Raw genomic sequence first — 14881 nt, forward strand, 5'->3', positions numbered from 1 at the left:
GGAAAACCGCAAGGGGCATCGAATGACGCAGCATTCCGCGCACGGTTCGGTCCGGGCGCTCGACGACGTCGACCAGGCCCTGGTGCACGCGCTGCAGATCGCCCCACGGGCCGGGTGGAACGAGATCGGCGCCGTACTCGGCCTCGACGCCGTGACCGTGGCCCGCCGCTGGCACCGGCTCACCGAAACCGGCGCCGCCTGGATCAGCTGTTCCCCGTCACCCGCCCTCGCCGCGGCGGGACAGGGACTGCTCGCCTTCGTCGAGGTGGACTGCGCCGGCGGCAGCCTGCTGACCGTGGCCCAGGCACTCGCCAAGCTGCCACACGTCACTGCCGTCGAACACCTCAGCGGAGACCGCGACCTGCTGCTCACCGTGATGGTTCCGGACCTCGCGGCACTCACCCACTGGATGACCCGCGGCATCGGCGCGATGCCGGGCGTCGTCGCCAGCCGCACCCACCTCGCGAGCACCGTCTACACAGAGGGCAGCCGCTGGCGGCTGCGCGCCCTCGACCGCACCCAGATCGCCCGCCTCACCGACACCGACACCGCCCGCACCGAGGCGCCCGTCTTCCCGCTCACCGACCTGGACCACGCCCTCATCGCCGCCCTTTCCATGAACGGCCGTGCCACCTACCGAGCGCTCGCCGACACCTGCGGGGCGAGCCCGGACACGGTCCGCCGACGGCTCGGCCGGCTCTTCGCCGCCGGCATGCTCCAGACCCGCTGCGAGGTCGCACGCCCCCTGTCGGAGTGGCCGGTCACGGTGATCCAATGGGGGCGGGCGGCCGCGGGGGAGCTGGAACGCGTCTCGCGCGGAGTCACCGGCGCCCGGGAGGTACGGCTGTGCGCCGGCGTCACCGGCCGGAACAACGTCCTCATCGTCGCCTGGGTGAAGTCCCTCACCGACGTGCAGCGCTTCGAGGTACGACTCGCCCAGCGCGTTCCCGGCCTGGAGATCACCGACCGGGCCGTGGCGCTGTGGCCGCTGAAGCTGAGCGGCCATCTCCTCGACGAACAGGGCTACCGCATCGGCGGCGTCCCCCTGGACGTCCGCACGGCCGGAGCGAGCACCCGGCCCTAGTCGCGTGCCCAGGCCGGCCCAGTCTGCCTCACCCGCCACCCAACGGATAACCCCGCCCTGCGGGAGGGGCAGCCGCCAGTTCGGGTGACAGGTTCAGTCACGCGGCCACGCACCCGGAGGCCCTTCGGTGCCCATCCGCAGGTGAGACAGACCGACTACGACACGGCGTACTCGGCCGACTCGGACAAGCCGCCTGATCTCGACCTTGCCCTCGCGAGGAAATGCCACGGATGTGAGGCTGATTCACGGGTGACAAGGCCGTGAGACAGTCATGAACGCCCAGGTCACGCAAGATCGACATGTCACGAGCGGCGAGACCCTACAGAGACCAGCGGGCCAACCGCCGGCGCCGCGGCAGCCAAGGCGGCCGCCCCACAAGGTTCGACAAGACGATCTACCGCCGCCGTAACGAAAGTCGAGCGGACCATCAACCGGCTCAAGAAATTTCGAGCCATCGCCATGCGCTGCCACAAGAGGGCGTATGTCTTCCACGGGACGGTCACCGTGGGCGCGATTCCGCCTATGGCTCCGCCCGGCGTGAAGCGCCCCGTTCAGAGGTCCGTTGCACCCGAATAGTGGCGACGGCGGTTCGCCAGCGCGGCCGACACCGACCCGGCCGCCCGCTTTACCAGGGCCGTCGACCGCCAGCTCGCCGCCCACCCCGAGCTCGCCTGCAGCGACGTCATCGACGGACCAGTACGCCTCCGGGATGGCCCCCCTATGGGGCTGACGGGGCCGTCGCACCGCGCGGGAGATGATGGGGGTGGAACGACGAATACGAGGTCAGGAGCTTGCATGGCGAAGCGGATTCACCAGCCCCGTGAGGACGCCGAGTTCGATTTCATCCTCGGGATGAGCGGAGCTCCGGTCCTCGCGTACTTCATCGGGACATGGCCCAAGGCGATCGAGAGCTGTCGAGCGATGGACGTCGTGGTGGGGGGCGTTGCCGACGAGTACGCGGGCCGCCTGACGGTCGTCCGCACCGACATCACGCGCTGCCCGGCCGCCACGGAGCGGTACGCGATCACCGGAGCCCCTTCCTTCGTCCTGCTGAAGGAGGGAAAGGCGGTGGCGCACGGCTCAGGGCCTCTGACTTCTGTCGAGATGCGGGAGTTCTTGGACGGCCAACTCTGAGATCCACACCTTCGCCGAGGCGAGCGGGCCCTTCGGGGCTTTCGGCGAGTCGGTCCCGTCCCGGCACATTCCCCCTGACCACCGCCCCGAGCCACAGGGCATCGCCTGCACGCCGCCCGCGACCGCCCGGCTGATGGCCACCCTCGCCGCCTTCATCGGAGACCGTGCCGCTTCCGCTGTGGCGGCACACGGGCCGATCGCCGACGTCTCGCCCGGGCGGACAACGGCCCGGCCACACCCGTGATCCCTTTGCCGCCCCCCATGACGGCTCTGTGGCTCCGCGGCGGCAAATGTCGTGCAGAGGTTCGTCCCAAGTCTCACACTGCGGGCATGGATGAAGTCGTCGTTCCCGCGGCCGTGGTGTCTTCGGAGCAGTCGAGCTAGGAGCTGTCCGGTCGATCATGTTCGAAGCCAGATGACGAGTGCTGCGGCGGTCGCGGTGCCGAGGTAGACATAGCCGCGCCTGTCGTAGCGGGTGGCGACGGCCCGGGACTGTTTCAGGCGGTTGATGGTCCGCTCGACGGTGTTGCGCTTCTTGTACCGCTCCTCGTCGAAACCGGGTGCCCGTCCGCCGCGAGGACCCTTGCGTAGGCGGGCGGCCTGGCTGTCGGTCTTCTCCGGGATCGCGTGGCGGATTCCTCGGCGCCGCAGGTACCCGCGGAGGAGCCTGTTGCTGTATGCCTTGTCGGCAGCGAGGCTTTCCGGCTTCACACGCGGTCTCCCCGGCCCCAGTCTGGGCACGCGGATCTTCTTCATCACGGCGATGAACTGCGTGCAGTCCGCCCGCTGGCCTGGGGTGACGATCAGAGACAGCGGGCGGCAGCGGCCGTCCGCGCTCAGGTGGAGTTTGGTGGTGAACCCGCCGCGCGAGCGGCCCAGGCCCTCACCTCCTGCGCCACCTCCACCAGGCGGGCGACGAGACTCCGCCGCGGCGTGTCGTGCTGGTGTTCTGCCGCCGCATCCCCCTTTGAGACGGGGGCCGGCGGCGGTTCGGTGCGGGCGCCGGCCGCGTGATGATGAGCGCGGACAACGGTGGAGTCGACCGAGATGTCCCAGTCGATCTCACCCGCCGCGTCGGCCTCGGCCTGGACCTGCTGGAGCAGGCGTTCCCAGGTTCCGTCGGCCGACCATAGCCGGTGACGCTCGTAGACCGTCTTCCACGGGCCGAACCGTTCGGGCAGGTCACGCCACTGAACTCCGGTTCGCACCCGGTGCAGAATCCCGTCGATCACCTGCCGGTGATCACGCCACCTGCCACAACGCCCGTTGCTGACCGGCAGGAACGGCCGCAGCCGCTCCCACTCACCATCCGTCAGGTCATCCCGCCCCATGTCCATAAGAACGATCAGCGGCAAGGGCCAGTCGCATGCTCTGCCGGATCAGTCCTAGTCTCCTGAGAATCCGAAGACTCCCAGGTGAGTCGGCCTGTCGCCGGAGTAGAGGACGACGTAGTAACCGGTCCACCGCATCTGACACTCGCCGAGCAGGCTCTGCTCGTGCTCCTCATGGCTCGCAGCCTCATTGGCGGCAGCGGCGAGCTCCTCGTACTGCTCGACCGACGGGCGGTCTGTGCCGAAGTGGTGCATCACGCGGCTGAGAGCCAGAGGGCGCAGGGTGCCGTAGTCGGCGATACCGGAGCGCGTCGGCGGGTCATCCGTAGCAACAACCCTGTCGATGTCAAGGATCGTATGAGTGCCCTCGGTCCCCATGAACTCCTCGTCCTCGTAGAGGTCCTCCAGGCTTCGGTATCGGGCGTCATGGCCGTACTCCTCCTGGAACACCTTGGCCTGCAATGTCGCCAAGGCCGTCTCGACATCGCCGTCGTACCTGGCGACGTAGTCCCATCCGCTGGCACCCATCGAGCCGCCCCTCCCTGAAGATCGTGAACGGGCGAACGATAGCGGCGGGGACTGACAACGCCGCGGCCTGGCGCCGGGCTCTGCTCGACGTCCCGGATTGAGGTGTCCAGGCCCGTCGACCGCGTCACGGAGATCACCCGGACAGGCCCTAGGCTTCTGACCTGTGAATCTCGACGACCTCGCGTGGCATGCAAAGGGCAACGGCGGACTTCCCAAGCGGACGGTGGACGTGCTTCTGGAGCACGGGCAGCTGGAGGTGGTGATTCGGGCGGCCGTCGAGCGGGGTGAGTGGGTCTGCGCGCTAGCGGCGGTACGGGAGCTGTGTGCGGCTGGAGAGTTCGGGCGGGCGGAGGACGTGATGGCTCCGTTCGTGGAGATCGGCTGGCAGCCGGCAATGTGGGAGACGGCCCGGATCCTGGTGCGGGCGGGACGGACGGAGGAAGGGCTGGCGCAGGTCCGGCGGGGAGAAGCCGAGCCGCTGCCGGCCGAGGACCGCCGGAGTCTCGCGGAGCTTCTGGCAGAGGCGGGACAGGTGGACGAGGCAATCGCCCTGCTCGCGCCCGTGCTGGACGACGAGGGGATGCTGTACTGCCTGGTCCAGGTGACCGAGGGGCGAGGCCGTGACGAGCAGGTGCTCGGACTGATCGGGCCGGGACGGCCGTTCCGAGCGCGGGTTCTGGAGCGAGCCGGCCGGCTGGAGGAGGCGATCCAGACGCTCCGCGGATCGATCGTTGTCCATGACACGATCATGGTGGGCTCCGTCAAGGACCTCGCCGAGCTGCTGGCGAGGCACGGGCGTATGGAAGAACTGCGCGAGCAGGCCACGGGCCCCTACGCCAGGTACGCCGTGAAGCACTACGTGCGAGCGCTGAGCGAGCGCGACCGGGAGGCGGAGGCGGAGGTGCTGCTGCGGGAGTTCATTGCGGCAGAACGGTATCCGGAGGCGTACCGCTGGCTGTTGATCGAACTGCTTGTCCGGCAGGGGCGGTTCGGCGACGCCGAAGAGGTCGCCCGGCCCACGTTCGGGCATCTGCAAAATGGACTCCTGGAGTCCCTCGTCCACACGCTGGTCGAGGCGGGACAGGCGGACGTGGCCCTGCGGATCGTCGAGGAGCTGGACGCGGCCGAGGCGCTGGATGCCGAGAGCGACTGGGCCCTCATCAACCGGGTCTGGTTGCTCGGCCAGGCCGGCCGGTGCGAGGAGGCACTGGCGTACGCGGCGACTCTGCCGCCGGAGGAGCAGCCGTCCACGGACTTGGTCGTCGCCAGGGTCCTAGAGCGTCTCGGGCGCGTCGACGAGGCGATCGAGCTGCTGCGCACGTGCGAGGGGTGCTCGCCGTGGGAGGCGGTAGAGGTCCTCGCCCGGCACGGGAGGGGCGCCGAAGGGCTGGCGGGGATGCCGTCGTTCGCGGATGAGCGGGAGGCACGCCGTCGGCGCTTCGGGTGGTGACTCGGGGCTCCTGACAGCAGAAATGATCTTGCATCTGAAGCCGTTGCACCCGAGCCTTGCCTGTCATGGCGCAAATCGATGAGGTCCCGGCAACGTTCTGGGCTGATGGCGCTCCACCGCACTGTTCACCCTCCCCGCCACCATCCTCGCCCGGGTCCTCGGCGTCCATATCCACGTCGCCGTCCAGTGGCAAGGCATCAGCTGGCGACTGGGCCTGTTATGCCGCCGATGTCAGCCGCCGTGTCCCGGAGAACCAATGAAGATACCTGTCACCATCCACCAAGCACGTCTCGGATCGACGGAGTTCAAGGTCATCCGACCCGCCCGACCCCTGGTCCACGCAGTGCTCATCGACCACGATCGGCACCTGGACACCTATCTCGATCATGACGCCGCACAGCGAATCGGTGGGCTATGGAGGCTCGCTGCTTCTTCGCCGCGCTCGCTGATCCACTTTCCGATTCGAGGGAATCGTGGCCCCTCCCACAAGCTGCCAGAAGACGGCACACGGCAGCTTGATCTGGTGCTGCTGCACCACTCACTCCAGTTCGCACCCTCGCGCTGGAAGGAAATACGAGGACGGCTCGGCCCAGGGCGTCCGCAGACCGTGACGCTGCCTGGCGCAGGGCACACCGACGAATCCGTGATTGATCACGAGGCGCGGCACTACAAGGAGAACCGGGATCTGTTCCACCAGCATCTCCACGCCGAGACCCTGTTCATGACTGGCAGCGCGAAGGTTTTCAGGGACACCGCCCGGCACTTCTTCGACGTCGCCTGCAACGGCCCCGGATACGTCCCTGTCCATCCGAGCTACCCGCAGTTCTGCACCGAGCTCCACTCCAACGACGGCATTCTCGGCAACGCGCGAGAGATCCACATCGAGTACTGCGACCAGTGGGACTCATGACTCCCACCGACAAGTTCGCCTCATCGGTCGCCATGACTGAGGCCGAGCTCTGCGCACCGGTTCGCGGCAGCACGTTCCAGGAGCGGGCTGAGGCCGTTGATGCTCGGGGCGAAGCGCAACACCGTCGAGCGGACCATCAACCGCCTGAAACAGTCCCGGGCCGTCGCCACCCGCTACGACAAGCGCGGCTATGTCTACCTCGGCACCGCGACCGCCGCAGCAATCGTCATCTGGCTTCGAACATGATCGACCGGACAGGTCCTAGCTACTGGGGCTTCGCCGCAGGCCCGCGAGGTTCTTCAGCGGGAGGACATCACCGTGATCGACTACCGGGCGAGTCAGCGGATCTGGTCCCAGAGCGTGAGCCCGAGCTGATCGTAGCGATCACCGACCGCCGCAAGGGATAAGGAGCCCGGAGTCCTTGGCCGTGGCAGGGCGAGAGGAACCCGCCCCGCCGCCCGCGCAGGGCCGCCTTCCGCGAGGAATGCCGTCGGCGTTGGTCACCAGTCGACGTGCGCGGTGATCATCTTCGTAGCCTAATCAGCCGGACCGCTGCGGTTCAGTCGTCAGGGTCAGCGCCAGCGTCAGCGAGGAGTGTCGACGGTGCCGCTGCACGCTGGGCGTGGAGGCACCCCCGTAAGCAGGTCATCGAGATTCTGGACCTCACCGTCCAGTGGGTCGGTGCGTAGAGCACGGCCACCCGCTTGCCGCCACCTCCGCGCCTACCTCGCACAGACCACGATTACAGCCCGCCCCATCCCGCCGTGAGGCCCCGGTCACCAGCGCTCTCACTCCTGACGTTCCATCCGATGCGTCGTTGAGTTCCATGGCGTCACAGCCCTCGGCAGGGCGGTGGGCATGGCGGGTGGCCCCTTCCGGGGTGCGGGCCCGTACGACGAAGCGGAGGGGCCCGGACCGATTGTCACTGGGGCCGCCTAGAGTCTTTTTCACTCGTCACGGTGCGTTGCCGTCGACGGGTTTCATCAGCGTGCCGCCGGTTCGGTGGCCATTCGGAACTACGGGGAGAACAGCGCATGGGGTGGGTTCCGGCGGGCGACTATGAAGTCGCCCTGGAGGCGGGCAAGGTGGTCTGCCGCAACGGGAAGGGCCGGCGACTGAAGTCCGTCCCGGCCAGCTTGAAGGACGAGCCGGCGGTCGTCGGACTCCGGCAGTTGACCGAGTGGCTGGATCGGCACGAACGCCAGTGCCTGACCGACGTCGAGCAGTGGATGGTGCGTTCGTTGCCCGTCCCCACGGCCGTCCTCGTCCGGGTCTGGCCCGACCCCGCGTGGCAGGCAGCCCTGCGCGACGTGGTGGTCACCGGCGCGGACGGTGGGGTCGCCGGATTCCTGCGCGATGTCGACCCCGACCGCGGTCTCGGCCTCGTCGACCTGGACGGCGACACGGTCCGCATCACCCCGGACGTCGTCAGCGTCCCCCACCCCGTCCTCCTCGACGACCTCGACGAGCTGCGGGAGTTCGCGGTCGAACTGGGGGTGCGGCAGAACGTGGAGCAGCTGTTCCGCGAGGTGTGGCACCGCCCGCCCGGCCTCGCCCCGGACACCACCTCCGTGGACACCTACGCCGGCGGCGTGTTCAAGGAACTGCGGTTCCTGCACGGCCGCGTCACCCAGCTCGGTTACCGGTCGCGCGGCGGATACGCGGTCTGCCCGGTCGTCGAGGACGGTGCCACCGCCGAGGCACGCATCTGGATCGGCGAGCACGACGGATACGACGAGTACGGCACCGAGACGGGCCCCCTGGGCTGGACCGACCCCGCGGGGCGCGCGCTGACGGCCGCCGAGGTCGGCCCCGTCGCATGGTCCGAGGGCATGCGCATGGCGGCGGCGCTCTACGCCGGCCGCGACGTGGAGGACGAGGAGCGGGCGGCATGAGCATCACGACGACGAACACCAACGCGAACACGACGGCCGCGGGCGCGGCGCCCCTCCCCGCCCAGGCCTCGGGCGTGGGCACTTCCACGTCCGCGGCCCAGGCCTCGGGCGTGGGCACCTCCACCCCCGCAGCCCAGGCCCGGAGCGAAAGCGCCTCCGCCGCCGAGGCCCGCGCGGCGGCCCTTCTGGACGCTGGCGCGATCCTCCCGGTCGGCACCACCGACCGGGACGACGCCGACACGCTGACCGCCCGCACCTACGCGCACACCGCCCTCGGCGACCGCCCCGTGGTCCGGCTCGTGCCCGGCACGCTCGGCGAAGCCGAGGACCTGGCCCTGGAGTTCCTCGGGCTGGCCCGGACCGCCGAGGCCCCCGTCGTGGGCCAGGTGCGCCGCGAGACGCTGGGCTTCCCGGCCTGGGCACTGGTCAACGACCCGGCCAACGGGCACCACGCCCTGGCCCTGGTCAAAGACATCGAGCGGCTGGGCCGGCAGGCCAGGACCCGCGCCGGAGCGGCCAAGGACGGCTTCGACGCACTCGGCACCCGACTCGGCCGGGCGGTGCCCCACTTCCTCCCCACCTACTACGAGCAGGTGGCACGCCTCTTCCTTCAGGCCGAGAACACCACCTACGCCGCCTCCTTCTTCGGCAAGGCCCGCGAGGCCGAGCGGGTGCACGGGCTGGTCGTGGACGAGGACCGGCAGCGGGCCGTCTTCCTGGAGTTCGCCTTCGCCGGCGCGCTGACCGTCAAGGCGCTGCGGCAGTACGTACGGGACCTGGTGGCCCGGCTCGCACCGGCGGACGCCTGGGCGCAGTTCCGCCGTCTGCTCGTCGAGCGCTGCGCAGCCGGCATGCCACCGTACGCGGCGCTGCCGCAGGACGTGCGCGCGCTGGTCAAGGCCGCGGGACTGGACCGCGAGGCCGCCGAACGCGAGCTGGTGGCCGATCTGATCGGTTCCCCGGGAGTCGTCCGCGCCCCCGCCTCGTTCTGGGCGACCTACCGCTCCGCGCTCATCGCCCTCGCCCGGCGGGACGCGGCGGTGCGTGCCCGGCTCCTCGGCTTCTTCCCGGAAACCTTCAGTGAGAACGACGGGGACACGGACGGCGAATCCGACTGGCTCGCGTTGCTGGCCGAGTCCGGCGCCGAAGACCTGCTGACCGCCCTCCCGGACGCCTCCGGCACCGCCGCCTCGGCCCCGGCCGCCCCCGCAGGCTCAGCCTCCCCCTCCGGCTCCGCCGCCGCGGGCTCAGCCACCCCTCCCAACTCCACCTCCCCCTCCGCCCCCTCCGTCTCCCCGGCGGACTGGCTCGCCCGTTGGGAGGCACATCGCCGGCGCAACCGGGTCGCCCCGGGCCGCAGCCCGGGGACCCTCGGCCTGGCCGCCCGGATGGCGGACCGGCTGCGCGCCGACGGACGCCCCGTCGAGCTGTTCCAAGGCCGCTGGCAGCGCAACGCCGACCTGGACCTTCTCGACCTCTGTCTGGCCTCCGACATCCCCGTCGCCGAGCCGGACGGCCAGGACACGGACACCGGGCGGACCCCCGGTGTCCTGGTCGGCCCATGGCTCACCGACACCGCGCCCGGCGCGCGGGATCTCACCGCCGTCGCCGAGCGGCCGGTCTTCCGCGCCCTTCTGAGCCGGAACGTCGGCGACCTCGGCGGCGGACGCGGTCAGCGACTGGGCGACGAGGTCATGGCGAAGCTGGCGTCGCACCCGGTGCTCTCCGTGATCCTGCGGGAGTGGCTGACCGACCGCGCCGAGGAGTACACGGCCGCGCGAGGACTCCCCGGGCTGCAGACCGCCCTCAACAGGCTCTCGGCGTTCCGCGCCGTGGCCGCGGACGTCGCCCCGGAGGCCGTGCGGCTCCTCAAGGGCCACGATGTCGTGCCGCTGCTCGCTTCCACCCTGCGCACCGGCGTCCTCGACGAACTGGGCTGGCCCGCGCTCGACGAGACCTACGCCGAACTGGCCGCCGAGGCCGCCGCCGTACGTCAGAAGCGCCACCGGTCGGAGAGCGTCGGCGTCACCGGCGCCTGGCCCGCGCTGATCCTGAGCACTCTCGAACGGGCCGTCGTCGTCGGCCCGGAAGGCGTTCTGCTGCGGCACACCCTGCGGCTGCCCGCCACCGTCGACCACTGGCGGACGCTCGCCTTCCGTTACGTCGACGGCGAGTTGCTGGTCATCTGGTGGGAGGACGGCAAGCAGCGCGGCTACTGGTCGCACCGCCCCGCCGAGGTGTTCACCGTCGGCGGCGAGCAGATCCCCCGCTGGGGCGGCTCCGGCCCCTCGGACGAGGTCTGCCTGCCGCTGCCCGGCGGCGGCCGCACCACCGGCGGCAAGGCCCTGCACGCGGGCGACACCTCCCTCCCGCCTCAGCGCGCCGTCATCTCCGACGGCACCGGTCACTGGCGGGAAGGGCACCAGGGCACGCAGCGGGTGTGGTTGGAGTACGACCCGGTCGGCGGCACGCACGGCCGCGCGTCCCTCCCCGCCTTCCTCCGCTCCGGGGTGCGGGACGGCACCCGGCTGCTCACCGAGCACTGCCAGGTGCTGCCCCTTCAGCCCGGTCTGGAGACCACCCCCTTCGGCACGGACGGCACGGTCCTCGGCCGCTGGGTCCGCCGCACCGTCACCGAGCCCGGCACGGCCGCCCCCGCCGACGGGCACCGGATCGTCGCCGGCACCCCCGACGGCCACACGGTGACCCTGCCGCACCCGCTGCCCGACGGCGGCTCCCCGGTGCCGCTCGGCGCCCTCACCCTGCCCGGCGGGTCACGGCCGGTCGTGGCCGTGCGCCACCGCTCCGTCGAAGCGCACCCGGCGGACACGGACGGCACCGGTGGCACCCTGTGGTCCGTCACGCCCGACTCCTCCGGTGGGACCGACGCGGCCGGCACCCCCTATGTGCCTCCCGTCGCCTACTGGCACGCCCTGCGCCCGAGGGACGAGCGGGGCTCCGCCGCCCTGCGGAACCTGACGGACTCCCGCGCGGGGGAGCTGCTCAAGGAGGTCGCGGCCGCGGTCGCCCGGCACCTGGAGGCGTTCCGGGCAGTGAAGGAGTACACAGGGCCCACATCGCGCGAGCTGAGCGAGGAGGCCGTCGCCAGGGTGCTGCCCGAGGTGTCCGACGCGCGGCTCCTCGCGGGCGTCACCGCGCTCGTACGGAACGCGGTGGACCGGGCCGCCGCAGCCGCCCGGTACGTGGAACCGCCCAAGCCCGTGCAGCCGGCCACTCCCCGGGACGCCGCGCGCACCCAGGGCATGTTCTTCGACCACGCGCCCGAGCGCGGTGACGACACCACCCTGCGGGACGCCTCCGCCTGGGGCTCCGAGCGGATGTACGGCGGCTGGTGGGGAGCCGGGAACCGGTGGACCGTGATCCGGCAGATCCTCGCCGTCAATCATGTCCTCGGCGGCGAACCGGCGTTCGGGCCGCCCCTCCCGGCCAGGGTCCCGTTCACCCCGGTGGACGGCTGGCAGCGGGACGAGTACACCGTGCCCGGCGACTCCCTCAACTGGACGTCCCTCCTCGACCAGCTGCCCGAACTGGCCTACCGGGCCGCCTCCGCGACCACCTCCCCCGAGCACCGCACCGGACTCCTCGTGCTGCTTGAGGCCTTCGCCGCGGGCCCGCTGGCCGACCCGGCGGGCACGGTCCGACAGGTGGAACTCGTCGAACCGCTCGGCGGAGCGGCACCCGGGCAGGGACGCCCCGAGGCCGTGCAGCGCCTCGGCCAGGTGCTGCGCAAGGGCGCCCGTACCGTCGTGGTCATCGCCGACCGCGGCCGGAACTTCCGGGACGACGCGGCACGCTGGCTCGCCCTGGACCACGACCCGACCGGCACCTTCGGCCCCGTCCCCGGCTTCACCCTGGACCGCGAGCACGTTCACCGGCAGGGCATCGCCCGCGACCGGCTCACCCGGCTCACCGCCCTCGTACGGGAGCAGGGCCCGGCACCGTGGCGTCCGGAGGCCGCCGAGGCGTTCCACGCCGCCACCGGAATCGGCCCCCTCCAGTCCGCCGCCCTGCTGTCGGCAGCCGTCCAGGAGCCCGGCGCCGAGGCGCTCGCGCTGCTCGGGGTGAAGACACGTGCCTTCGAGGCGGCCCAGGCCAGTCTGGAGGCCCTGCCCCGCGACGACCGGCACGCCCTGCTCCGAGCACTGCTGCCCGCGGACCCGGTCGAGCTGTGGTCCACGGGCCCGGACGTCCGGGCCGCCGCCGAGGCCTGGCAGGAGCGCCTGGCCTCCCTCGTCCGCGTCCCCGAGGAACTGGACCTCGACCTCACGGGCACCACCTCCCGCGTTGTCGACCTGATCCTCAACGCGGGCTCCCGGACCTGGCTCGCCCACGGCACCGCCGTCCAGGACGCCACCGGTCGCCCTGGCCCGCGCCTGGTGGACGCACGAGGTGCGGTCTCCTCCGCCCTGACCGCCCTGCACACCCTCGCCTACACGCTGCCGTACGGGCACCCCCTGCGGGCGCACCTGCCCGTCGGGCTCGCGGCCCTGCGTGACCGCCTCGCCGCCCCGGACCTGGTCCTTGACCTCGGTCTGCACTGGACCGAGTCGGGTGGCTGGATCGGCCCCATGGTCCGCGCCGCCCACGGGCTCCCCGAGTCCGGCGGCGCCGACGCCGACGGACTGGTCCGGGTCGGCACGGCGCTGCTCCTCGCCCCGGGCCACGGCAACAACGAGAAGCTGCTGATTCGCCCGGCCGGCCTGGCGGGCCCGGACGACCCGGTGTTCGGCCTCTTCGAAGGCACCCTCGGCAGTCACGGCACCGGCGATCTGCTCGCCCTGCGCGCACTCCTTGGCGAGGAGACCGACGTGTTGGTCTCGGCGGGCGCCCCCGACGGCTCCCCGCACCACCCGGCCCAGGACCCGACGCGTGCGGTGCCGGACCTGGTGGCCGAGGCAGCCGACGCCCTCGGCCTGAGCGCGGACGCCGCCGCCCTCTACCTGATGCTGCTCGCCCTGCCCGACCCCACGGACCGCAACTGCGTCCGCTGGACCGAGTGGAAGCCGGCACGGGTCAAGAAGGCCCGGGCGGAACTCGCCGCCACCGACCTCGTCGTGGAGGCGAAGCGCTCCCGCGCCGGCCGCACCCTGTTCCTCCCCTGCGGCTGGCTGGAACGCGGCGCCCCCGGACTGCCGCTGGAGACCTGGAAGGAACGCCTCTACCCCGTGACCGGGTCCACCCGGACCCTGCCCCACCTCCCCGTACCCGCGCTGTTCGCAGCCGCCTGGGCACGGGTCCGCGGCGGCGACGCCCCCGCCTTCGAAGAACTGGACACCCGCGCCACCCGGAAGGGCCGCCGCCGATGACGAACGACACCACGACCACCCTGGACAGCACCACCACGGGCGGCGTCCCCGACCAGGCGACGGCGCCAGGCCGGGAGCACCGCCAGGTCACACCGCCCGAGGACCGGTACGCCACCGAGCTGGCCTTCCTCGCCGCCCACGACTCCGGGCCGCGCCCACCCGGCTGGCTGCTCACCCCGCGCGCCGTCGTCACCTTCGTGATGGGCAGCGCGGGCGAGGCACTGAGCCTGCCGAAGGGCGCCCGGCCCGCAGCCGGGGTGCCGCGCCGCCTGGTCATCGAGCAGAAGTTCGTCGGCGAACGCGCCCTGGTCGAACGATGCGTGGTCACCCTCGCCGGAGAGCGCGGACTCCTCCTCGTGGGCGAACCCGGCACCGCCAAGTCCATGCTCTCCGAGCTGCTGTCGGCGGCCGTCTGCGGGACCAGCGCACTCACCGTGCAGGGCACCGCGGGCACCACCGAGGACCAGCTCAAGTATGGCTGGAACTACGCGCTGCTGCTCGCCCAGGGCCCCACCGAGCAGGCGCTGGTGCCCTCCCCGGTGCTCACCGCCATGACCCGGGGGGCCGTCGCCCGCGTCGAGGAGGTCACCCGCTGCCTGCCGGAGGTCCAGGACGCCCTCGTGTCACTGCTCTCCGAGCGGCGGATCGCGGTCCCCGAACTCGCGGGCGGCCCGGGCGCCCAGGTCCACGCGGCCCCCGGGTTCACCCTCATCGCCACCGCCAACCTGCGGGACAAGGGTGTCTCGGAGATGTCCGCCGCGCTGAAGCGGCGCTTCAACTTCGAGACCGTGGGGCCCATCGGGGACGTGGACGCCGAGACCGCGCTCGTCCGGCGCCACTCGCGGGCGGCCGTCGAACGGGCGGGCGCCGCCTACCAGGTGGACGACGCGGTCCTCGAAGCCCTCGTCACCGCTTTCCGGGACCTGCGCGAGGGCCGCTCCGTGGAGGGCTGGGAGGTCGAACGCCCCTCCACGGTGATGAGCACGGCGGAGGCCGTCTCCGTCGCGGGCTCCCTGGGCCTGGCCGCCGCCTACTTCCCCGGCGACCGGGACGTGCTCTCCCTCCTGCCCGGCCATCTGCTCGGCGTCGTCCGAAAGGACGACCCCGCCGACGCGGCACGGCTGCTGGGCTACTGGGACGGGCCGGTGCGCAGGCGCGCGGAGCAGGGGTCGGCCACCTGGCGTGCCTTGTGGGACCTGCGCGCGGTACTGGAGAACTGACG

The 14881-nt window shown here is 71.7% G+C and carries 9 protein-coding genes and 2 pseudogenes; 9 read left to right on the top strand and 2 right to left on the bottom strand.

The annotated features are described in order from the left end of the window. Positions 1-22: 22 nt before the first annotated feature. The 3 genes and pseudogenes from ACZ4VK_RS10630 (at position 23) to ACZ4VK_RS10640 (ending at position 2218) form a co-directional block, all read left to right on the top strand. Positions 23-1084, top strand: coding sequence for an Lrp/AsnC family transcriptional regulator (locus ACZ4VK_RS10630; protein WP_468350610.1), 1062 nt, complete (start codon positions 23-25; stop codon positions 1082-1084). Positions 1085-1407: 323 nt separating this feature from the next. After that, positions 1408-1625: pseudogene (locus tag ACZ4VK_RS10635) on the top strand (IS5/IS1182 family transposase); the annotation flags it as partial. A 254-nt stretch (positions 1626-1879) separates the two neighbouring features. Continuing rightward, a complete protein-coding gene (locus ACZ4VK_RS10640; protein WP_468350612.1) occupies positions 1880-2218 on the top strand; it encodes a thioredoxin family protein in 339 nt (112 codons plus the stop codon). A gap of 399 nt (positions 2219-2617) precedes the next feature. On the opposite strand, the gene ACZ4VK_RS10645 is transcribed toward ACZ4VK_RS10640, so the two are convergent. Both ACZ4VK_RS10645 and ACZ4VK_RS10650 read right to left on the bottom strand, forming a co-directional pair. Further along, positions 2618-3549, bottom strand: a protein-coding gene (locus ACZ4VK_RS10645; RefSeq protein WP_468350828.1) for an IS5 family transposase whose coding sequence is annotated in 2 segments (ribosomal slippage) — positions 2618-3163 and positions 3166-3549 — 930 coding nt in all. Because the reading frame shifts where the segments join, the coding sequence is not laid out codon by codon here. 54 nt (positions 3550-3603) lie between these two features. After that, positions 3604-4077: a hypothetical protein gene (locus ACZ4VK_RS10650; protein ID WP_468350614.1), complete on the bottom strand. Its 474-nt coding sequence runs from the start codon at positions 4075-4077 to the stop codon at positions 3604-3606. A 163-nt stretch (positions 4078-4240) separates the two neighbouring features. Here ACZ4VK_RS10650 and ACZ4VK_RS10655 point away from each other — a divergent pair, with 163 nt between their 5' ends. The 6 genes and pseudogenes from ACZ4VK_RS10655 to ACZ4VK_RS10680 all read left to right on the top strand — a co-directional run bounded on the left by ACZ4VK_RS10655 (position 4241) and on the right by ACZ4VK_RS10680 (position 14879). Continuing rightward, complete coding sequence (locus tag ACZ4VK_RS10655; RefSeq protein ID WP_468350616.1) at positions 4241-5527, top strand: tetratricopeptide repeat protein; 1287 nt, start codon at positions 4241-4243, stop codon at positions 5525-5527. Between the two features lie 256 nt (positions 5528-5783). Then, positions 5784-6437, top strand: a complete 654-nt coding sequence (locus ACZ4VK_RS10660; RefSeq protein ID WP_468350618.1) for a hypothetical protein — start codon at positions 5784-5786, stop codon at positions 6435-6437. A 111-nt stretch (positions 6438-6548) separates the two neighbouring features. Continuing rightward, positions 6549-6683 (top strand): annotated as a pseudogene (locus ACZ4VK_RS10665) (IS5/IS1182 family transposase); the annotation flags it as partial. Positions 6684-7471: 788 nt separating this feature from the next. After that, positions 7472-8332 (top strand): DUF4132 domain-containing protein, encoded by an 861-nt coding sequence (locus ACZ4VK_RS10670; protein ID WP_468350620.1) that lies wholly within the window; start codon positions 7472-7474, stop codon positions 8330-8332. Then, a complete protein-coding gene (locus ACZ4VK_RS10675) occupies positions 8329-13659 on the top strand; it encodes a hypothetical protein (protein ID WP_468350622.1) in 5331 nt (1776 codons plus the stop codon). The genes ACZ4VK_RS10670 and ACZ4VK_RS10675 overlap by 4 nt, the downstream gene beginning before the upstream one ends. Continuing rightward, positions 13656-14879: an ATP-binding protein gene (locus ACZ4VK_RS10680; protein ID WP_468350624.1), complete on the top strand. Its 1224-nt coding sequence runs from the start codon at positions 13656-13658 to the stop codon at positions 14877-14879. The genes ACZ4VK_RS10675 and ACZ4VK_RS10680 overlap by 4 nt, the downstream gene beginning before the upstream one ends. Positions 14880-14881 lie beyond the last annotated feature (2 nt).

It is taken from the genome of Streptomyces sp. NPDC028711, from assembly GCF_055565415.1.